Here is a 21441-nt window from a genome sequence, read left to right on the forward strand (position 1 = left end):
CCGTTTATTTAACTGTTGCCGTTTTTCTCTTTTATAAAAAGTTTACTGCACTTTTGTCTTATCTAATTCTCCAATAAACGGAATTGCTTCTAAAATCTCACTTCTTATAATCGTTTGAAGATAAACCTCAAGCTGAATAAATTTCGCTGCATTTATAGCGCCAATTGCTTTTTTAGCCTGACCATAGGTTTTCTCGTATAGTTTTTCGTATGCAATATGATTTTTTAATGTGCCTTTTGCTAATTCATCTGCTTTTGCATCAGTTAAAGTGGCATAATTAGCTGCATAATCATTAATAAGCTGAAATTTAGTCTGTCCTAAAGCTTTACGTTGTGTTTCATAATTGTCGTAAACTTTCGTAAAAGCAACTGACTGTTCATCAGATAAATTCATGTATTGTTTCACTAAATCACTTTTCGATTTTCCGTAAATACTTTGCAAAACTTCTACATCTTCTTTGAATGAAGATTGCGCATTAACTGAAAACGTGGCAATTGCCATAATTAAAATAAGACTTAACTTTTTCATAGTTTTGATTTTTAATTTGTTCCTAAAAATTATGCACTCTTAAATATATTGATTTTAAATGTTTTGCATTTAATCACTATTTTAGAAAAAAGAATATTGATATACAGCGGATAAAGCATAATAATCCAAACCATTATTGGTAAAAGCCCCAACATGATATTGAAATCTAATGGATTGTCCTTTTGCTATAGGTGTTGAAAATGTGCCTCCTACCCTCCAGTTATCAATTTGGCTAGCTTCAGGAACACCATCAATTATTGTTTTTCCGCCAAAGAACCAAGTAGTATTAAAACCAACCCACATTTGATTTTTAAAATAATAACTCGCATGTGCCTGTAAACTATAAGTAGGCTTTTGCTCCAATCTTTTTCCTAGAAAATCATTATTGTCGGTATAAAACCAAACCCCTCCATACGCTTCTGCATAAACATGAGCGAATCGTTTTGAAATACCAATTTCAGGTTTTATTCCCCATCGGTTTGTACCGATATTAACCCGCTTATCGTCATAATATCTTCCTGTCGGAATTGAAGTTACCAAACTAACCCCTAAAATTGTTTTTTGCTGAAAAGCCCTAAACTCACTTTTATCAAGAGCAGGAGAACCTAGCAAATTGATACCAAAACGCACTTTTGTGTCGGCAAAACCAGTCCTTGAACCTGTCACTAAATCACCTGCAACTAATGCAGAACCATCCATAAAAGTAAAAGGAAGCGAAACTTGAATACGCGCCAGTTTATTTGCCAGACCAAAAGTCCTGATATAACTCGCAGCAATATTATGACTCTGAATTTTAAAATCAGAAATCGGCAAAGACGGCTCGGTGACCACATTTCCGTCCATAAATACATATCCTAATGCAGCTACATTAAGTTTTTTGGGAACATTAGCATAAGCTCTTGGCTCTAAATCCTGACCATAACTTATAATCGAAAACAAAAGTAAAGTCGCGCAGAAGTATTTTTTTGGCATAAATTAAAGAATTGGGAACAAAACAATTAAACAATCTTAATTTTTAACTTCATTTGTTTTAGGCGCTTCGACTTCACCATCATAAGAAATTGGCGCTCTGTTATTGCTGGTTACCGATAAAGAAGCATCTCCATTAAAGAAAACATTCAACAAAAGGTCATACACATCATTTTTTCCTTTTACTGTGGCTCTTACGGTATATTTTTTCTTTGCTTTTTCAATTCTAATATTTTCAGGAACACCTTCAAATTTGATTCCGCCATCGCCTCCATACGCTACATTATAAGCGCGTCCAAAAAAAGGAAGATCGCAAGTAGTATTTGTTTCATTAAATTTTAAAAAATAGGTATTGTAATCAAGATTTAAAAGCCTTCCTCCTTGTGGAGTAGCTTTCTGGGCTTCAAAAACAAAATTTTTCGAATCGATTAAAGCTTCAATTTCTTTTTGTTTTTTCAGTTCTTGCTCTGCTTTAAGTTCTTTTTTAGTTTTTTCCTGGGCAAAAGCCGGAAAACTCAAAAAACTGACGAACAATAATAAAGTGGATAATTTAACTGCCATAAAATAAAATTTAAGAGTTAAAATAGAATGCTTTTATTTTTTGGTAAATCGCATCATAGCAATATCGCCTGAAATAAAATTTAAAGTTTTTCCGTCATCGGTAATGTCGTAAGAAGTTATTTTCTGAAGTGTACTCATGAAAACCTGCTCGCCCTTCCCATCCATGCACATCATTTTTGTAACTGCCATTGGCTGGGTAAAATCAATTTTATTAACATCAACAACTAATTTTCCGGTAAATGAATTACAACTGTTATTTCCTGAAACCTGATTTTCTTTTGTATTGAAATTGATTGTTGGTTTTTTATTGGGATACAAACCATCAAAAGCTATTCTTGGGCCGGTAATATAATTTAGCTCCCAATTTCCATCTAATTTAGAAACTGAATCCGTTTTTTGGCATTTGCATGAAATTAGCACTGCAGAAAAGAAAACAAGGGAAAAAAAATTCTTCATCATAACGTTAAGCATTAAAAATTAATGAATTATAAAACGAGATTTGGGAAATTTTTCGTTAAAAAGCTATACGAATTTAAGCAATATTTTTTTGTTCTGAGCTCAAAGCGTCATTAATTTACGTTTAATAGTTTTAGATATATTTAACTTTTAGAGTTAATTATATCGGCTTTTTTATGTTAAATTTACTTAATCTTTAATTTAAATGCCTCTCATATGAAAAAAGCACTTGTTTCTATCGCTATAATTACAGCCTTAATTATTGGCTGTAAGACTAATACAAAATCAAATGATGCCAAAACTTTGACTGTAAATTTGGAACCAAAAAGCAACAGTACTGTTAGCGGAACTGCAACTTTTACGGAGAAAAACGGAAAAGTAACCTTTGTTGCAAAAGTTGCCGGATTACAACCTGGAGTTCATGCCATCCACATTCATGAAAAATCAGATTGTTCTGCAGCAGACGGAAGTTCTGCAGGTGGACACTGGAATCCAACTTTCAAAAAACATGGAAAATGGGGAGTTGGCGAATATCATAAAGGTGATATCGGAAACTTTACTGCCGATGCAAAAGGAAACGGAACTATTACATTAACTACTGACGAATGGTGCGTTGGCTGTGGCGATGCAAACAAAGATGTTTTAGGAAAAGGTTTGATCGTGCATCAGGGAACAGATGACTTTACAACACAACCTACTGGAAATGCAGGTGGTAGAGTTGCCTGTGCAGGAATCATCAAATAATAAAAAATCACAATAACCACTATTTTTTCACAAAATCTAGTGGTTATTTCATTTAAAATGAATTCTAAAACAAGAAAAAACAATTAGCTTTGTAGCCTCAAATTAAAGTTAATGATTAACGCATCGGCACCAGGCTGGATAGATAAGTTTTTTAGTGAACAAAAGTTTTCAGAAGCAATTCCTTTTGAAACTACAGATTCGTTTTACTATAAAGTTAGAGAAACCGGCTTTATCTATGGACATATCATTTCAATAGATTCGCAAATTCCAATTCCGATAAAAGGCTGGTTTAAGACCGAAATTTCTAAAGTTGCGTTATTAAACACCTTGTATCATGTTTTTTGTTTGGAAAAAAGAAACTCGGAACCCAATAACTTTATTTCAGAAGCTTTAAAATTCTACAATCAGATGAATCCGGAAGGTTTCAACTTGTTTAAAATTTTACTTCCAAAAGATACTCCTTCCCTTTCATTAGAAAATATAATAGACCAGAGAGTTCAAACGAATGACAGTATTATCAGTAAAAACTTTTCGCATTTAGTTACAAATGCTTTATTATTTATTGATGTATTGGCCTTCAGACAATATTTGGAACATGGCGCTATTCCTGACAAATATTTAAAACGTATTGAAGAAACAGTATTAGGAATCGTGGGACTTGCGTTAAAAACAAAAACGGTCAAATCACAACACGATGATTTATTGATAAAACTTTTTGAAGCATCAATTCGTTATTCTAAATTTTCGAAAGTTACTGTTGAAACGTTAGAAACATTGTCTCTGGATTATTTTAGCAATACATTAGAACATTACTATTTAATCGATATGGCCGGAATGGCATTATGGAGCGATGGCGTTGTTGAAAATGAAGAGGCTTATTTCTTGTATTCATTAGGTTCGATGATGAATACTTCAGATGATTTTGTGACAAATAGTATTGCAACAACAAATACATTTATTACTACTCATAAAAAGAAAATTCCGTATTTCAATTATTCAAATCCGGTAAAGCATTTTTACGATCAAATGACACACACCGTTGTAAAATTGATTATAAGAAACAAAAACCGATTGGTAAAAGAAATTGTCCAAAGTAAAGAATTAATGGTGCTTTTGGCTTATTCAACAACCCGAGATTTGGATGCGAAAGAAAAGAAGAAAGTAAAAAAACAGCTTTTGGATATCTGTAAAACGATTCCGTCATTGACGATTTTCTTGCTTCCGGGAGGAAGTTTATTATTGCCAATTTTGATAAAGTTTATTCCAACAATGCTTCCGTCAGCTTTTAATGAAAATCTTGACGAAAATGAATAAAAAAAAATCGCCCTTTTGAGGCGATTTTTTATTTTCTATTATAAATCCAGCTGATAAACAGTATCAAGCTCATCATTTGAACTGATTGTAACATTCAAATCCGTTACAAAACCAGAATTTAATCCGTAAACCCATCCGTGAAGCATCAAATCCTGACCGTTTTTCCAAGCACCCTGAACAATTGATGTTTTAGCTAAATTATAAACTTGTTCTTTAGCATTGATTTCAACAAAAGCATTAAAACGTTCCGTTTCGTCTTCGATTGAATTCAAGTATTTATCATGTAAACGGTATTCATCTTTAATATGACGAATCCAGTTATCTATAATTCCTACTGACTGATTCCCCATTGCAGCTTTTACACCACCACATCCATAATGTCCGCAAACAATAATATGTTTTATTTTCAAAACATTTACTGCATAATCCAGAACACTTAGCATATTCATATCAGAGTGAACAACCATATTTGCAATGTTTCTGTGCACAAAAACTTCTCCCGGTTTTGCACCAACAATTTCGTTTGCAGGAACACGGCTGTCAGAACATCCAATCCATAATAATGGTGGTTGTTGCCCTTTTGCAAGATCAGCGAAATAATTAGGGTCTTTTGCTAATGAAGTTTCAACCCATTTTTTATTATTCTCTAATAACTGCTCATAAAATTTTCTCATTTTTTTTATTTTTTGAATGATATTTCTATTGCCTTAAGGCATCAAAAAGAACTTATGTAAAGTTACCTAAATTTTGACATTTCTTATGTCATAGAAATATTTTAATTTTTGTTATTTGTTTTAAAACTTTTCTTTGACTGTTTCTTTTTTCACCAAAGCTCTTTTGGCGACATCATAATAATGCTCAATAGTAACATGATTATTGTTCTCTGGAGTATTTTCCAGTTCGTAAGCTTCTTTAAAACCTTTAAGTTTTACCTTAATATTTTCGTCGATAGCTCGGGTTTCTTTAAACTCACGAATCAAGTCCAAAACGTCATGCGCAATATATTCCGTATCGTGCGCATTGATAACCACTTTTGAATTTTCTGGAATCTCACTTAAAGTTTGCTTAATCGCAGCTTTATTCAAAAATGAAACTTCCTGAGCTAAGTCAATATGAATGATGTCACCATCTTCATATTCTTCTTTTTTGAAAATATAAGCTCTTTTTAAGTTACCTCTCAGTACAAAAATTATACTGATGATAATTCCCAACGCAACCCCTTTCAGCAAATCTGTAGCAACAACAAAGACTAAAGTTGCTATAAAAGGCACAAATTGATATTTGCCCTTTTCCCAGAAATGCATGAAAGTTGCTGGTTTAGCTAATTTATAACCTACTAAAATTAAAACTGTAGCCAAAGTTGCTAATGGAATCTTATTTAAAATTGCCGGAATCGACAACACACTAATTAATAATAGTACACCATGAATAATGGTTGACATTTTTGATTTTGCACCTGCATTATTATTTGCAGATGATCTTACCACTACAGATGTCATTGGCAAACCGCCTAAAAGCGAACTAATCATATTCCCAATTCCTTGTGCTCTAAGCTCAACATTGGTATTAGTATAACGCTTTTGAACATCCATTCTGTCAGAAGCTTCGATACATAATAATGTTTCGATAGAAGCTACAATAGCAATTGTAATACCAACAACCCAAACCTGTGGATTTGTAACGGCGCTGAAATTTGGAAGAATCAAAATAGATTTGAAATCATCAAAAGATTTTGGAACAGGCAAAGAAACCAAATGCTCTTTTGCAATTGCCAATGAACTTCCTGAAGAAACAAAAACTTCATTAAGTACTACTCCAGCAACAACGGCAACCAAAGCGCCCGGAACTAATTTTAAGCGCTTTAAAAACGGCACTTTGTCCCAAGCAAGAAGTATAACCAATGAAATAGCTGATATTACTACTGCTCCTAATTGAATGTGATTAATGACATTAAACAAAAACGAAAACGAATTGCTTCCATCATTTTGAATAAAAGCCTGATCACCTTCAAAATCAGCATCATAACCAAAAGCATGCGGTAATTGTTTTAAAATAATAATGATACCAATACCGGCTAGCATTCCTTCAATTACGTTGGTAGGAAAATAATTTGATATACTTCCGGCTTTTAAAAACCCTAATGCTAATTGAATTATTCCTGCGATAAAAACAGACAGCAAAAACACATCAAAAGCACCAAAATCAGTAATAGCGGTTAAAATAATTGCTGTTAATCCAGCAGCTGGACCTGAAACGCTAATGTGTGACTGGCTTAAGTAACCTACTACTATTCCGCCAATAACACCTGCTATAATTCCAGAAAACAAAGGTGCTCCAGAAGCCATTGCAATACCTAGACACAACGGAAGAGCCACCAAAAAAACCACCAAACCTGAGGCAAAGTCAGATTTTAGGTTAGCAAAAAGATTGATTTTTTTTGTCATAACACAATACTAAAAAAATTATTCATTAAAGATTAACCGCATTTATGCAAATGCAGTCCAGTTCAAAATAATCGGAAGTATTATGCCAAGTTAGGGGGTGGAGCAAATATGCTCGGAGAAATATTCTCTAGTTTTACAATATTTTCAGACGCTATGGTCTTTTTTTCAATATAAACTGGCACTATTACCTCATGCTGAAGTATTGCCGGGTAAACAGCAGCCTTAAGTTCTTTGTGTGAGTGCTCCTCTTCAGAAAAACTGAAAAACATAGACGTATCATTGCTTTTCTTCAATAGCGTAACCACAGTTGGTGTTGCCAGGAAAGCAATAAATATGAATAATAATATGCGAGCGACTAATTTCATTGAGGCAAAAATAGCGTTAAAGAAATAAAATCAAAGTTTTTTTTATAGAAATTTAACATTAACAAAAAAGCAGAACCCATTTCTCATGTCGTTCTGCTTTTATTTTATTAATAAACAATTACTTAAATCGTTTCTTCAAGCCATGCATTCATCATCCAGATTGTCTTTTCTTGCTCTGCAATGAAGTCACTCATCATAGAATTTGTTCCTTCGTCATTAATCTCACCAGATTTATTCAAGATTTCTCTTTCTATTTTTAACAAATCAGACAATGAATGAACAATCAATTGAACTGCTTTCTCATCATTTGAAATATTTTTTCCAACAGTCAATTTATTGTTTTTGATATAATCTTCGAAAGTATGCAGAGGAGTTCCTCCAATAGTCAAAACTCTTTCGGCTATCATATCTATTTTAAGCTGAGAATCTGTATATAACTCTTCAAATTTTACATGAAGATCAAAAAAACGCTTTCCGCGAATATTCCAGTGAATTCCTCTTAGATTTTGATAATATACTTGAAAATTGGATAGCAAAATATTCAATTCTTTTACTAACAATTCTGATTCTTTAACTGGTAATCCTAAAATATTTGTTTTCATAATCTAATTTTTTACACTAATTTACTACAAATTTAAAGTAAGTTTCACGAAAATTATATAAATAAAAATTATATTTTCTTATTTTTGTATCAAAAATTACTATCAATATGACTATAACTCAATTGCAATATGTATTAGCTGTTGCAGAACATAAAAATTTCACTCTGGCTGCTGAAAAGTGTTTTGTAACACAGCCCACTTTAAGCATGCAGATTCAGAAAATTGAAGAAGAACTCAATATTTTAATTTTTGACAGAAGCAAAAAACCAATACAATTGACTGATATTGGACAAAAAATTGTAAACCAGGCTAAAAATATTGTAAACGAAGCAGACCGAATCAAAGATATTGTTGAACAGCAGAAAGGTTTTATTGGCGGTGAATTTCGTTTAGGAATTATTCCGACGATAATGCCAACGCTTTTGCCAATGTTTTTGAATAATTTCATCAAAAAATATCCAAAAGTTAAACTCTTGATCGAGGAGTTAAATACGGAAGAAATTATTCTAAAATTAAAAAACGGACATTTGGATGCGGCAATTGCGGCAACTCCACTTGAAGATGAAAAAATCAAAGAAATCGTTTTGTATTTTGAACCGTTTGTGGCTTATATTCCGGAACATCATGCTAGTTTTGAAAAACAAGAAATTGAAGTTGCAGACTTAAATCTAAATGAAATTCTGCTTTTACAAGACGGACATTGCTTTAGAGACGGAATTTTAAATCTTTGCAAAAGCGTTTCTGATGCCGATCAAAATAATTTCCAGATTCAAAGCGGTAGTTTTGAAACGCTAATTAAATTGGCCGACGAAGGTTTGGGCACAACGTTACTTCCGTACTTGCACACCTTAGACTTAAAAGAATCCGATAAACTGAAACTCCGTAACTTTAAGGAACCAAAACCTGCTCGTGAGGTAAGTTTGATTTACCCAAAGAGCGAATTAAAAATGCAAATCATTGACGCAATCAGATCTACAATTGCCGGCGTTGTAAAAGGAGCAATTGTTTTTCAGAATGTTCAAATCATAAGTCCGCTACAAAAGAAAGCGTAATAAAAAAGGAGCCAATTTGGCTCCTTTTTTTATACTTTGATCAGTAGTAGACTTTGTTTTAATTCTGGTTTTTCTATTACAAAACTTAACAACCATTCTTGCAATTGTTCCATTTCATAAGGTAACAGTGTTTTGATAGCTTTTTCTAACTCTTTGCAGAAAAGTACCGGATCGAAACTTACTCTTTCAAGTATTGATTTCGTGTAATCAAACATCATTTTTGACATAATAAAATAAGATTTTTGGGGTTATCTAATTTTTTAAACTCGCACCAAATTTAAACAAATAACCTTTATAACAACTCTTTTTAACTATTTTTTTTAAAAACTTTAGCAACGAATACGTTTTCTTAAAACATATACTTCAATATAGAATCATTCTAAACAACTCGTTCTAAGCGTCTTTAAAGGCGCGAAACATCTCTCGTTTTCCTGGAGGACCAGCTAATTTTTCGACTCTAAATCCAACAGAAATCATACTTCTTTTAACAACTCCACGGGCAGCATATGTTACTAAAACGCCATTCGGTTTTAAACTATTGTACATTTTCTGAAAAATTTCGGTACTCCAAAGTTCCGGCTGAACACGATATCCGAAGGCATCAAAGTAAATCAAATCAAAAATTTCAAAATCGTCAATTTCATCAAAAAATTGTTTCCTTTTGGTTAACCAGAATTTGTCGCTAAGTTCGGTTTTCTGATTCCATTCGCTTTTATGCATTTTCTCAAAAATGTTGTCAAATTCCAATGCTTCCAATTCAGCAACATAATTCATCGCCAGAACTTCTTCCGCATTTACCGGATATGCTTCTACTCCGACATAATCAATAGTTTGCTGTTTATTTTCTGATTCTAAAAAAGTAATAAAAGCATTAAGACCAGTTCCAAAACCAATTTCCAAAATTGTTACCGGTTTATCTTCAAATAATGAAAGTCCGTTTTTTATAAAAACATGTTTTGCTTCCTGTATAGCGCCATGTTTTGAGTGATAACTTTCATTCCATTCTTCCAAATGAATTGTTGTTGAGCCATCTAGCGTTTTAATTATTTCTCTTTTCACAATTTTCGAATTTTATAATGGACTTTAACTGATTTACAGCCCCTTTTATTGATCAAAATTAATCAAAACAAATGCGTAAAGCCTTAAAAAACTGTACTTTTTTCATAAATAATTTATAAAACTTAGCCAAAATTTTAGGTTTATTATAAGATAAATAAATCTCAGTCAAATGCAGGAATTAATGCAGTTTTACTAAGCAAATTACATATTTTTCCGTAATTTTGCATTCAACAAAAACCTATTCTTCATCAGATCATTACGTTATATTTTCATCTGTTAAGAATTCAATTCGATAAAACTTTACATAATTATGAGTACAACTCAAACAAGCAAAATTGAAATCAGAAAAGCTACTTCTTCTAAGATAAGTTCTGTAGACTTTGAAAACTTAAGCTTTGGTGCTGTATTTACAGACCATTTATTTGAATGTGATTACAAAAATGGACAATGGCAGACTCCGGTCATTAAGCCTTATGCTCCTATTTTGATGGATCCTTCTTCTAAAGTCTTTCATTATGGACAAGCGATTTTCGAGGGAATGAAAGCTTATAAAGATGAAAGCAATGATGTTTGGTTGTTTAGACCTGATGAAAACTACAAACGTTTCAACAGTTCTGCTGTTCGTATGGCAATGCCAGAAGTTCCGGAAGATATTTTTATGGAAGGTTTAAATGAATTATTAAAAATCGATCAAGAATGGATTCAGAGAGGAAACGGTGCAAGTATGTACATTCGTCCTTTTATGATTGCTACTGGACCTGGAGTTATCGCAAATCCATCTGATGAATATAAATTTATGATTTTACTTTCTCCTGCAAAATCATACTATGGCGGTGAAGTAAAAGTAATTATTGCAGAACATTATAGTAGAGCTGCAAATGGCGGAATTGGAGCTGCAAAAGCTGCAGGAAACTATGCCGCACAATTTTATCCAACTAACTTAGCAAACAAAGACGGTTTCCAGCAAGTTATCTGGACTGATGATGCAACGCACACTAAACTTGAAGAAGCAGGAACAATGAATGTTTTCTTCAGAATCAATGATACTTTGTTAACTGCTCCAACAAGCGAAAGAATTTTAGATGGTATTACCAGAAAAAGTTTGATTGCAATGGCAGAAAAAGAAGGATTAAATGTTGAAGTTCGTCCGGTTATTGTTTCTGAATTAGTTGAAGCTGCTAAAAACGGATCTTTAAAAGAAATTTTTGGAGCTGGAACTGCTGCAGTTATCAGTGTAATCAAAGGTTTCTCTTATAAAGGTGAATATTATGAAATGACTCCTATCGAGAATTCATACGCTTCATTCTTAAAAGAAAAATTAACAAGTCTTCAAAACAAACTTTCTGAAGACACTTATGGATGGACAGTTAAAGTTCAATAAACCAAAATCAATAAAAGAAAACCCGATAAGATTTTATTTTCCTATCGGGTTTTTGCTTTTATAGTAGTTCCTTAAATTTAAACACATAGAAAATATTGATTTAATGTATTTATAAAGGATACTAAAAGAAACTTGTTTCTCACACGTAACTATGTGCATTAATGCAAGTGAAACGCCTTTTTTAAACACGATCAAAAACTATGTTTCTATATGTTTAAATATCTTCGGCATAGAATTCTGTTTTATAAAAGTTTCGAAAAATCGGGTTTAAAATAATTTGGTCCTTTCATTACTTTTCCGTCTTCGCGATAAATTGGTTGTCCGTCTTCTCCAAGTTTACTCATATTACTACGCTGAATTTCATCAAAAACAGCTTCGATTTTATCTTGTAAACCATGTTCAATAATAGTTCCACATAAAATATACATCATATCTCCAAGAGCATCAGCAATTTCGACCAAATCATTATTTTGGACAGCTTCAAGATATTCCTCGTTTTCTTCTTTCATCAAATTATAACGAAGTAGTTTTTTAGTTGCTCCCAAATCAGCAATTGGAGTCTGACTATGACCTATTTTAAAAGCCGTATGAAATTCCGTTACGGCATCCAGTTGTTTCTTCATGTTTTTAATTGATTAAATGAATTGGCAAATTAGCAACAATTCGTATACAATTCTCTAAATTTGCCAAAAATAATTTTAACTATGTTTAGTCAGGGACAATTAATATTCGGAGTCTGTTTTTTTATTGCTTTTGTAATCGTTATGATATTTGCATATCGAAAAGATCTCGCGCTTCATAAAATATTCTACAAAGGAAATTACAAAGTTTTGCTTGTATTTTTACTCTTCATTGCTCTTTTATTTGTGATCAAAATCTTTTTCAAAAGATAGATAACGAATCCCGATTTTTACTTTCATAAAATAAATTTCAAAATTTATAATTAAACACTTTCAAAATCGTTTAATTTGAATATTTTTTGATCAAAATAATTTATAAAGTGTATTTTTATCGTGGTGCTATTTTTAGTACTACTAGTAATAAAAATTTATAACTTTACGACACCAAACAATCTACCCAAATGAAGATTCTAAAATATTTATTTCTTTTAGCATTATTAAGCTTAGTTGCTCTTACCGTTTTTGTTGCTACTCAAAAAGGAATTTTTGATGTAGAAAGAAGCAAAGTAATCAATTCACCAAAAGCTACTGTCTATAATTATATAAATGACTTTAGAAATTATGAAGATTTTGAATCTTGGGCTCTTGAAGATCCGTCATTAAATTTTACTTTCCCAAATAAAACAGCTGGAAACGGCGCATCATTTTACTGGACAGGAACTGAAGGTTCTGGAAATGCAATCACTCTTAAAACAAAAGATGGAGAAAGCATTCAACAAAAAATGAAATATGATGGCACAGAGGCCGACGTAAACTGGACTTTCAAAGATACTTTAGCGGGAAAAACAAAAGTTACCTGGAAAGCAAAAGGAACAATGAGCTTTTTGTTCAAAATTTACACAGCGCTTAATGGAGGTTCAAACAAAGTTATTGGAACAATTTATGAAAAAAGCCTTGCCAACATTGACAAAAATCTGGATTACGAAACTAAAACCTACAATATAAAAGTAGACGGTGTTGTACAAAAAACAGAAACACCTTATATTAAACAAACTTTTACAAGTGAAATTTCTAAAATAAATAAAAACGCAAGAATTGTCATTCCGAAACTTATTCATTTTAGCGAAACCAATGCGCTACAAACAACAGGCAAACCTTTTATTATTTACCACACTTACGATACAACAACAGGATTGGCTAAGATTTCAATCTGTTTACCAATAAACAAAGAAATTTCGACTAGTTCAGGAAGTGATATCTTATCAGGAAAATTAAATGGTTTTGAAGCTGTAAAAACAACTTTAACAGGTGATTATTCGCATACAAGCGAAGCAATTGCTAAAACTACAGCTTATATAAACAATCAAAAAATTATGCCTGATTTAAGCTGGTCGCATCTAGAAATTTTAACAGTAAGCAAATTAGACACAAAAAGTTCGTCTAAATTACTTACTGAAATTTATTTCCCAACAAAACCTAAAGTTGTTCCGGTAACAACAGCTCCAACTACTGAAGTTTACGGTTCTCAGCCTGATCCAACGGAAACAAATACAACAACCGCAGATCCTGCTGCAACAAATCCGGCAGCAACGACACCTGTTGTAAAAAAACCAGTAAAACCAAAACCGGCAGCACCAAAACCTGTCACTACTCCACCAGCAAAACCTGAAGAAGACGAATTCTAAAATAAAGACTTTTAAACCTTTAGCTTAAAATTCATTCTAATACGATAAATGAAAAAATTTGACAGACGAGAAGGAATTTATACAAGAATTATTAAATCCTAAAACGCAAAACGCTGCGTTTCAAAAACTCTTGTCTGATTATCAAAAACCACTGTATTCTCATATTCGGAACATTGTTTTGAATCATGATGATGCAGATGATGTTTTGCAAAATACTTTTGTAAAGGTTTTTCAATATTTAAAAAACTTTAAAGGCGAAAGCAAGCTTTTTTCCTGGATGTACCGCATTGCAACAAACGAAGCTTTGACTTTTTTAAATCAAAAAGCAAAACTAAGCGGATTGACATCAGAAGCTTTACAGACAAAAACTATAGAGAATTTAAAATCTGATATATATTTTGATGGAGATGAAATTCAAATAAAACTCCAAAAAGCCATAATCACTTTGCCCGAAAAACAACAATTAGTCTTTAAAATGAAATATTTTGAAGAATTAAAGTATGAAGAAATTGCTGAAATTTTAGGAACTTCAGTAGGTGCTTTAAAAGCATCTTATCATCATGCGGTAAAAAAAATTGAATTATATGTTACATCAAATTAAACCTTTTGTAAAAAAAACTATCTTATAGACATTATGAAAGCATTTAAATTAGAAAACGAACCGAAAATCAAATCTGGATTTAAAACTCCAGAGCATTATTTTGATGATTTATCGGCAAAAGTTTTACAACAGATTAACGAAAAAGAAGTAAAAGTAATACCGTTTTACAAACGCAAGAATGTAATTTCAATTGCTGCGGCCGCAGTAGTTGTTTTTGCACTGATGATTCCTATAGTCAATAATTACAATGCCACTTCTAAAGAACTTGACGAAGCCACTTTAGAAACTTATTTATCTTATCAGTCAAATTTGAATCAATATGATCTGATTCAGAATTTGGATACTAAAGATATTCAAAAACTAAATAAAAATGTTGCTATTGAAGATGAAACTCTTGAAGACATTCTAGCATCAAATCCAAACATTGAACACTTAATTTCTGAATAAAAAACAAAACTTAAAAGATGAAAATCAAAAACATATTGCCGATAATTTTATTCCTGGTAAGTTTTTCGTTTTATGCCCAAAGTGGAAAAACAGATGAAAAACGTGAAAAGATTAAAGCTTATAAAGTTTCTTTTTTAACAACCGAATTAGAACTGACTCCCACAGAAGCTGAAAAATTCTGGCCTATTTACAATGCCTATGATGATAGACAATTTGAATTGAGGCATCAAAAAATGAAAGCCTATCTAGAGCGTCTGGATGATGATAATATTAATTCAATTTCAGAAAAAGAAGCTGCAGTCCTGCTCGCACAAATGGAAAGCACTGATAAGGAATTATATCTTTTACGCGAAAAATACAATTCGAACTTAAAGAAAATACTTTCAGCCAAAAAAATATTAAAGCTTAAAAAATCTGAAGACGACTTTAACCGAAAATTATTAAAACAATATCGCGATAAAGCTGCAAAAGATTAAGAAAAGTACAACAGCGACAAACCCCCTATATAATAATACTTACTTTATTATTTAGGGGGTTTGTTATTTTTAAGATATTGTCTGATTATATAAAAGTGATTCGGATTAACTTATTATAACCCGCAGCAATTGCAGTATTTTTATTAATGAATCTGATAGTAAAAAGCTTAGAATCATCTGATAATTGTTTCCATGTTGCGCCTCCATCCTGAGAATACTGAATTCCTGAAGAACCCACACAAACCAATTCTCTTGCATTACTTCCCGGAACATATTGAATACATGACGCATATCCAAAACCTTGGTTCTGCCCTACTAATTCCCATGTTTTCCCTCCGTCTTTAGTGCAAATTTTGTTTTCAGCATTTTTCTCTGGAAATTCATAATCTCCGCCTGCTGCAAAACCGTGCTTGGCATCATAAAAATCAGCTGTAAAAATACCGGTCATTTCTTTGCCCTGCATAATTGGAGTATCAACAACTTTCCATGTTTTTGCTTTATCAGGAGAGTAAAAAACACGAGCTTTTTTTCCGCCAGAAACTAGCCATGTATCATTTCCTTTAATTACAATATTGGTATTACTTGCCGCAAAAGCCGCTTCACCTTGAGTATTTGTAGGCAATTTATCAGATAATAGCTTTGTCCAGGTTTCGCCTCCGTCACGAGTAACAATAATAGAAAAAGTATCTTCCGTAGGATCACCAATTGCAATTCCTTCTTTGTCATTCCAAAACTGCATACTGTCGTAAAACACTTTCGAATTAACTTCTTTATAAACTAATTTTACTTTTCTGGTTTTTTTATCAACCTGATACAATAAAGCAGGATTTCCAACACTTAATAAAAATACACTTTTTGTATTTTGAGCAATGCTCCTAAACTCTAAATTAAGAGTGTCGCGGTAAATATGATCTTCAAATTTTTCTCTTTTATCTAAATCAAAACAGCCAAAACGGGAATTATCGGCTCCGTACCAAACTTTATTATTATCAATTGAAATAGCTCTGATGCTGATTTTATCCTGAAACAAAATTTCTGTCTGCATCGAAACAAAACCACCTGTTACTGGTGCTTTATCACTATTTTTCAATGCTTTAAAAGACACCAACAAAACAAATAAACTAAAAAATAATATAATTTTTCTCATGTAGGTTAGATTTAGTATTTGCTAAAATACAATTATTTATAACATATAAAATAGCTTTTGTTTTTTTTGATAATAAAATTTTTGAACACTATTTTTTGTCTAAGCAAAAATAAAAACAATCCAACAAAACACAACTATTTAACAGTTAGCTTTTTAAAAGAATCAGGCATGTAAATTATTTTTTTGGCACAGTAATTGGATATTCTACAATAATTAATTTTTTAATATTATTTGCCATGAAAGCGAACCTACTTATACTAGCATTTTTAACCATCGGACTTAGTTCTTGTTCAGCGCAAAACCAAGCCACTGTTTATGCAAAAAACTCAGACATCAGCGATAATTTAGACTTAAGAGCTGTTGCTTCAATGTTTGGAGAATCATCAAATCTTCAGGATTTTGAAAGAAGATTGAATGATCCAAAATATCAAATATCAAATCTTGATTTAAATGGAGATGATCAAGTTGATTATTTACGTGTAATCGAATCTGTAGAAAACAGAACTCACGTAGTAATTATCCAGGCAGTTTTAGATCGTGATGTTTACCAAGACATTGCAACAATTGATGTAGAAAGAGACAACTATAACAAAGTAACTGTTCAAGTAGTTGGTAACACTTATTTGTATGGCGCAAACTATATTTATGAGCCTGTTTACAATGTTGTTCCAGTAATTTACGGTTCGTTTTGGGTAACCAACTACAGACCATACTGTTCTACTTGGAATTGGGGGTATTATCCAACTTATTACACAGCGTGGAGACCTTACCCTGTTTACAGATATAGAAACAACGTAAATATTTGCATTAACGCAAACTACAGCTACAATTATGTTAACTACAGAAGAAGTTATAGAGCTCCGATTCTTTACGAATCAAGACGCACTTATGGCTACGAAAGAATGAGACCTAATTATAGTTTTGCAGACAGACACGTGAATACAAGCAACAGATATGATTTGGACCAAAGAAGAGCAACAAGCAGAAACTATAATGCTTATCAAAACAATGACAATCCAATCAGATCAAATTCTGGAAGACCTCAATATGGAGAAAACAGAGTTTCAGACAGAAACTATAATTCAACTAGAAATTCAGACAGAAATTATAACAATACAAGCCGTCCAGCTGTAAACAACAGAGAAAACAATACACCTGTTACTACTCCTTCAAGACCAGATTACAGTAGAAATAATCCAGCTGTTTCTGTTCCAAGAGGGAATTCAGAAAACAGAAATTATGCAGACAGACCAGCATCTCAAAACAATAATCCTTCAAGAGGTTATTCTGAAAACAGAGGAAACTCAATGAACAGACCTAGCGTTGAAAGAACTGCTCCTGCACAACAAGCACAACCATCAAGAAGTTACTCTGAAAACAGAGGAAACTCAGAGAACAGATCTTATAGTTCAAGACCTCAAAGTGCACCACGTTCTGAAGCTCCACAAATGAGACAAGAATCTAGAAGCAGTGAACCGCAAAGAGAAAACGGCTCTAGAGGTGGCGGTAGAAGAGGTTAATATCAAAATCATATTTCTAAAATAAAAAAATCAGCACAATTTACGGATTGTGCTTTTTTTTATCTTTTTATTTATAATTGATGCTAATTTATTTTAAAAGAGTAAATTTGCAACCGTCTTTTATAAAAACACACATGAGCGCAGCGCATAAAAACTTACATAGTAAGTTGTCTATAGGGGGTCTATTGATCACATTAGGAATTATTTATGGAGATATTGGTACTTCTCCATTGTATGTAATGAAAGCCATTCTTGGTGAATACGCGATAAATTCGGATATTGTTTTAGGGGGGATTTCCTGTGTTTTTTGGACTCTTACTCTTCAAACTACAATAAAATATGTACTTATTACTTTAAGTGCTGATAATCATGGTGAAGGTGGAATTTTTGCTCTTTATGCTTTAGTTAAAAAAACAAAAATTCAATGGCTCATTGTGCCCGCCATTATTGGGGGAAGTGCGCTTTTGGCCGACGGAATCATTACGCCGCCAATTTCGATCTCATCTGCAGTTGAAGGAATCAGGGCGTTCTATCCTACAATGGAAACGGAAACCATTATTTCTATTGTAATTGCCATTCTATTTATTTTATTTACGATACAGCAATTTGGAACAAAATTGGTTGGAAAATTTTTCGCACCAATGATGCTGATATGGTTTGCAATGCTTGGAACTCTAGGAGCTATTCAGATTTTTCATTATCCTGAAGTTATCAAAGCGGTAAATCCATATTATGCTTACCATTTATTATCTATTCATCCTGATGGATTTTTTGTTCTTGGCTTTGTATTTCTTTGTACTACAGGAGCTGAAGCCTTGTACTCTGACATGGGACACTGCGGAAGAAAAAACATTCGTATAAGCTGGATTTTCGTAAAAGCAACTTTAGTATTAAACTACTTTGGTCAGGCAGCTTATTTAATACACCATGAAGGAAGTACTTTACAGCAATTAGGTGGTGAAAATGGAAACCCATTTTACCTAATCATGCCACACTGGTTTCTTCCATTCGGAATTGTAGTCGCAACTTTAGCAGCTGTAATTGCATCACAAGCCTTAATTAGTGGTTCGTTTACTTTGATTAATGAAGCAATGCGTCTGAATTTCTGGCCAAAAGTAAAAATCAAATATCCAACAGAAGTTAAAGGACAATTATACATTCCGTCAATTAACTGGTTATTGTTTTTTGGATGTGTTGGAATCGTACTTCACTTCGAAAAATCAGGAAATATGGAGCATGCTTATGGTCTTGCCATTATTTTATGTATGATCATGACTACTATTCTATTGAATTATTATTTGATCATGAAGCGTGTAAAACTATATTTTATGGTACCGTTGATCACGATTTATTTATTGATCGAATTCAGTTTCCTTTTTGCCAATATTACAAAATTTGCCGAAGGAGGTTATGTAACTTTGATCATTGCAATTTTATTGATTTCAATTATGACAATTTGGTATCTGGCTAAGAAAATTAACAAAAGCTATACTAAAATCATCAAAATTGACGACTATAAAAAAGTACTAGTAGAACTGAGCAAAGATTTATCAATTCCAAAATACGCAACGCATTTGGTATATATGACGAATGCCAATCGTGTTGATGAATTAGAGGAAAAAGTAATTTACTCGATCTTGCAAAAGCGCCCAAAAAGAGCTGATATTTACTGGTTTGTACACGTAAACATTCTTACTGAGCCTTATAAAACCGAATATAAAGTTACTGAGATTGCCAGAGATGACATTTACAGAATCGATTTTAACTTAGGATTTAGAGAACCTACAAAAATCAATTTAATGTTCAGAGAAGTAATCCGTGATATGGTAAAACGTGGTGAAGTTGATATTACCAGCCGTTACGAATCATTGAACAAAAACAATATTATTGGAGACTTTAAATTTGTATTGTCTGAGAAATTCTTATCAAACGATAATGATTTAAGATGGCACGAGAACATCATCATGAACTCTTATTTCTTTATTAAAAAACTGAGTTTGTCTGAAGAAAGAGCATTTGGTTTAGATAGTAGTTCGGTTAAAATAGAGAAATTTCCAATGGTGCTTCACGCTCCGGAAAATATCGGATTAACCCGAATTATAAAAAATTAACCTTTTTAAAATATTCTAAAAAACACTCTTTTAAAACTTTATCAGAGTGTTTTTTTCTTTTCAAATGAAAGTCAAATGAACAATCAGCATTAAAAATTTAACTTTCAATCAATTAATAGTACCTTTGCAACTCAAATTATAGAAATGAGATTACACAGAAATTTAGTTTATACTACCATCGATTCTTTAAATGCAATTTTTAATGAAGGAGAATATGCAGATAAAGTGGTAGCAAGAGCATTAAAAAAAGACAAACGTTGGGGAAGTTCTGACAGGAAGTTTGTTGCTGAAACAATATACGAAATTGTTCGTTGGAAGCGTCTTTACGCAGAAATTGCGGAAGTAAAAGAACCATACGACAGGGATAATTTATGGAGAATGTTTGCGGTTTGGGCTGTTTTAAGAGGATACCCAATTCCAGACTGGAGACAATTAGAAGGAACTCCTGAAAGAAAAATAAAAGGTCGTTTTGATGAGCTTTCAAAAGTGAGAGCTTTAAAAGAATCTATTCCAGATTGGATGGATGAATTAGGTGTAAAAGAATTAGGCGAAAAAGTTTGGTCTAAAGAAATTGCAGCTCAAAATCAGCCTGCAAAAGTTATTTTAAGAACAAATACACTTAAAGGAACTAAAGAAAACTTAAGAAACACGTTGATGGATTTGAATATTGAAACAGAATATTTGAAAGATCAGCCTGAGGCTTTGGTTTTAAAAGAAAGAGCAAACGTTTTCCTTACAGATGCTTTTAAGCAAGGTTTGTTTGAAGTTCAGGATGCGAACTCACAATTAGTAGCAGGTTTTCTTGATGTTCAGCCTGGAATGCGCGTTGTCGACACGTGTGCCGGAGCAGGCGGAAAAACATTGCATATGGCTTCTTTAATGAACAATAAAGGTCAATTGATTGCAATGGATTTGTACGAAAGCAAATTGAAGCAATTAAAATTAAGAGCTAAAAGAAATGGCGCTTTTAATATTGAATACCGCATTATTGACAGCACAAAAGTGATCAAAAAATTACACGAAAAAGCAGATCGTGTTTTAATTGACGCACCATGTAGCGGATTGGGAGTTTTAAAAAGAAATCCAGATTCGAAATGGAAATTACAGCCTGAATTTATTGACAACATTCGTAAAGTTCAGAGTGAGGTTTTAGAAAGCTATTCTAAAATTGTAAAACCAGGCGGAAAATTAGTTTATGCAACTTGTTCTGTTTTGCCTTCTGAGAATCAGGAGCAAGTAGAGAAATTTCTAAAAACAGAAATAGGAAAACAATTTAAATTTATTGAAGATCGCAAAATGCTCGCTTCTGAATCTGGTTTCGATGGATTCTATATGGCACTTTTAGAGCGTAAAGCATAA

The 21441-nt window shown here is 32.5% G+C and carries 23 protein-coding genes; 11 read left to right on the forward strand and 12 right to left on the reverse strand.

Features of this window, described 5'->3' with window-relative positions; all coding sequences use genetic code 11:
- Positions 1-42: 42 nt before the first annotated feature.
- The 4 genes from FN795_RS12925 to FN795_RS12940 all read right to left on the reverse strand — a co-directional run bounded on the left by FN795_RS12925 (position 43) and on the right by FN795_RS12940 (position 2517).
- On the reverse strand, positions 43-528 hold the full coding sequence (locus FN795_RS12925; RefSeq protein WP_142450984.1) for a hypothetical protein: 486 nt from the start codon (positions 526-528) through the stop codon (positions 43-45).
- Positions 529-609: 81 nt separating this feature from the next.
- Positions 610-1500, reverse strand: a complete 891-nt coding sequence (locus tag FN795_RS12930; RefSeq protein WP_142450985.1) for a transporter — start codon at positions 1498-1500, stop codon at positions 610-612.
- 36 nt (positions 1501-1536) lie between these two features.
- Positions 1537-2058: a DUF4251 domain-containing protein gene (locus FN795_RS12935; protein WP_142450986.1), complete on the reverse strand. Its 522-nt coding sequence runs from the start codon at positions 2056-2058 to the stop codon at positions 1537-1539.
- Positions 2059-2091: 33 nt separating this feature from the next.
- Positions 2092-2517: an META domain-containing protein gene (locus FN795_RS12940; RefSeq protein ID WP_142450987.1), complete on the reverse strand. Its 426-nt coding sequence runs from the start codon at positions 2515-2517 to the stop codon at positions 2092-2094.
- A 213-nt stretch (positions 2518-2730) separates the two neighbouring features.
- Between FN795_RS12940 and FN795_RS12945 the strand changes: the two genes are divergently transcribed.
- A complete protein-coding gene (locus FN795_RS12945; protein ID WP_142450988.1) occupies positions 2731-3258 on the forward strand; it encodes a superoxide dismutase family protein in 528 nt (175 codons plus the stop codon).
- A 111-nt stretch (positions 3259-3369) separates the two neighbouring features.
- Entirely contained in the window at positions 3370-4572 is a 1203-nt protein-coding gene (locus tag FN795_RS12950; protein ID WP_142450989.1) for an LETM1-related biofilm-associated protein, read from the forward strand.
- A gap of 38 nt (positions 4573-4610) precedes the next feature.
- Here FN795_RS12950 and can read toward each other — a convergent pair whose 3' ends face one another.
- From can to FN795_RS12970, 4 genes are all read right to left on the reverse strand, one after another.
- Positions 4611-5246, reverse strand: a complete 636-nt coding sequence (gene can, locus FN795_RS12955) for a carbonate dehydratase (protein ID WP_026730365.1) — start codon at positions 5244-5246, stop codon at positions 4611-4613.
- Between the two features lie 120 nt (positions 5247-5366).
- The gene (locus tag FN795_RS12960; protein WP_142450990.1) at positions 5367-7016 is read right to left on the reverse strand and encodes a SulP family inorganic anion transporter; all 1650 of its coding nucleotides are present in this window, start codon (positions 7014-7016) and stop codon (positions 5367-5369) included.
- A gap of 80 nt (positions 7017-7096) precedes the next feature.
- The gene (locus FN795_RS12965; protein WP_132989912.1) at positions 7097-7381 is read right to left on the reverse strand and encodes a hypothetical protein; all 285 of its coding nucleotides are present in this window, start codon (positions 7379-7381) and stop codon (positions 7097-7099) included.
- Positions 7382-7503: 122 nt separating this feature from the next.
- Positions 7504-7983 (reverse strand): Dps family protein, encoded by a 480-nt coding sequence (locus FN795_RS12970; protein ID WP_035647250.1) that lies wholly within the window; start codon positions 7981-7983, stop codon positions 7504-7506.
- Positions 7984-8090: 107 nt separating this feature from the next.
- Between FN795_RS12970 and FN795_RS12975 the strand changes: the two genes are divergently transcribed.
- Complete coding sequence (locus FN795_RS12975; RefSeq protein WP_142450991.1) at positions 8091-9035, forward strand: LysR substrate-binding domain-containing protein; 945 nt, start codon at positions 8091-8093, stop codon at positions 9033-9035.
- A gap of 29 nt (positions 9036-9064) precedes the next feature.
- Here FN795_RS12975 and FN795_RS21570 read toward each other — a convergent pair whose 3' ends face one another.
- On the reverse strand, positions 9065-9262 hold the full coding sequence (locus FN795_RS21570; RefSeq protein WP_026730370.1) for a hypothetical protein: 198 nt from the start codon (positions 9260-9262) through the stop codon (positions 9065-9067).
- Positions 9263-9428: 166 nt separating this feature from the next.
- Entirely contained in the window at positions 9429-10094 is a 666-nt protein-coding gene (mnmD, locus tag FN795_RS12985) for a tRNA (5-methylaminomethyl-2-thiouridine)(34)-methyltransferase MnmD (protein WP_142450992.1), read from the reverse strand.
- A 310-nt stretch (positions 10095-10404) separates the two neighbouring features.
- Between mnmD and FN795_RS12990 the strand changes: the two genes are divergently transcribed.
- Positions 10405-11475 carry a branched-chain amino acid aminotransferase gene (locus FN795_RS12990; protein WP_035647259.1) on the forward strand — a complete coding sequence of 357 codons (1071 nt, stop codon included), beginning with the start codon at positions 10405-10407 and terminating at the stop codon, positions 11473-11475.
- A gap of 242 nt (positions 11476-11717) precedes the next feature.
- Here FN795_RS12990 and FN795_RS12995 read toward each other — a convergent pair whose 3' ends face one another.
- Positions 11718-12098: a pyrophosphohydrolase domain-containing protein gene (locus tag FN795_RS12995; protein ID WP_035647261.1), complete on the reverse strand. Its 381-nt coding sequence runs from the start codon at positions 12096-12098 to the stop codon at positions 11718-11720.
- A 458-nt stretch (positions 12099-12556) separates the two neighbouring features.
- On the opposite strand from FN795_RS12995, the gene FN795_RS13005 reads away from it, so the two are divergent.
- From FN795_RS13005 to FN795_RS13020, 4 genes are read left to right on the forward strand one after another with little or no spacing between them, the layout of a single operon-like run.
- Positions 12557-13780 (forward strand): SRPBCC family protein, encoded by a 1224-nt coding sequence (locus FN795_RS13005; RefSeq protein WP_142450993.1) that lies wholly within the window; start codon positions 12557-12559, stop codon positions 13778-13780.
- 58 nt (positions 13781-13838) lie between these two features.
- Positions 13839-14381 (forward strand): RNA polymerase sigma factor, encoded by a 543-nt coding sequence (locus FN795_RS13010; RefSeq protein WP_142450994.1) that lies wholly within the window; start codon positions 13839-13841, stop codon positions 14379-14381.
- Between the two features lie 33 nt (positions 14382-14414).
- Positions 14415-14828, forward strand: a complete 414-nt coding sequence (locus tag FN795_RS13015; RefSeq protein WP_142450995.1) for a hypothetical protein — start codon at positions 14415-14417, stop codon at positions 14826-14828.
- A gap of 17 nt (positions 14829-14845) precedes the next feature.
- Positions 14846-15304: a sensor of ECF-type sigma factor gene (locus tag FN795_RS13020; protein WP_035647275.1), complete on the forward strand. Its 459-nt coding sequence runs from the start codon at positions 14846-14848 to the stop codon at positions 15302-15304.
- A gap of 85 nt (positions 15305-15389) precedes the next feature.
- Here FN795_RS13020 and FN795_RS13025 read toward each other — a convergent pair whose 3' ends face one another.
- On the reverse strand, positions 15390-16451 hold the full coding sequence (locus FN795_RS13025) for a WD40/YVTN/BNR-like repeat-containing protein (RefSeq protein WP_142450996.1): 1062 nt from the start codon (positions 16449-16451) through the stop codon (positions 15390-15392).
- A 236-nt stretch (positions 16452-16687) separates the two neighbouring features.
- Here FN795_RS13025 and FN795_RS13030 point away from each other — a divergent pair, with 236 nt between their 5' ends.
- The 3 genes from FN795_RS13030 to FN795_RS13040 all read left to right on the forward strand — a co-directional run bounded on the left by FN795_RS13030 (position 16688) and on the right by FN795_RS13040 (position 21441).
- Positions 16688-17971 (forward strand): DUF3300 domain-containing protein, encoded by a 1284-nt coding sequence (locus FN795_RS13030; protein WP_142450997.1) that lies wholly within the window; start codon positions 16688-16690, stop codon positions 17969-17971.
- Between the two features lie 134 nt (positions 17972-18105).
- On the forward strand, positions 18106-20082 hold the full coding sequence (locus FN795_RS13035; protein ID WP_142450998.1) for a KUP/HAK/KT family potassium transporter: 1977 nt from the start codon (positions 18106-18108) through the stop codon (positions 20080-20082).
- Between the two features lie 144 nt (positions 20083-20226).
- On the forward strand, positions 20227-21441 hold the full coding sequence (locus FN795_RS13040; protein WP_142450999.1) for an RsmB/NOP family class I SAM-dependent RNA methyltransferase: 1215 nt from the start codon (positions 20227-20229) through the stop codon (positions 21439-21441).

It is taken from the genome of Flavobacterium resistens (assembly GCF_900182645.1).
Taxonomy (GTDB): domain Bacteria; phylum Bacteroidota; class Bacteroidia; order Flavobacteriales; family Flavobacteriaceae; genus Flavobacterium; species Flavobacterium resistens.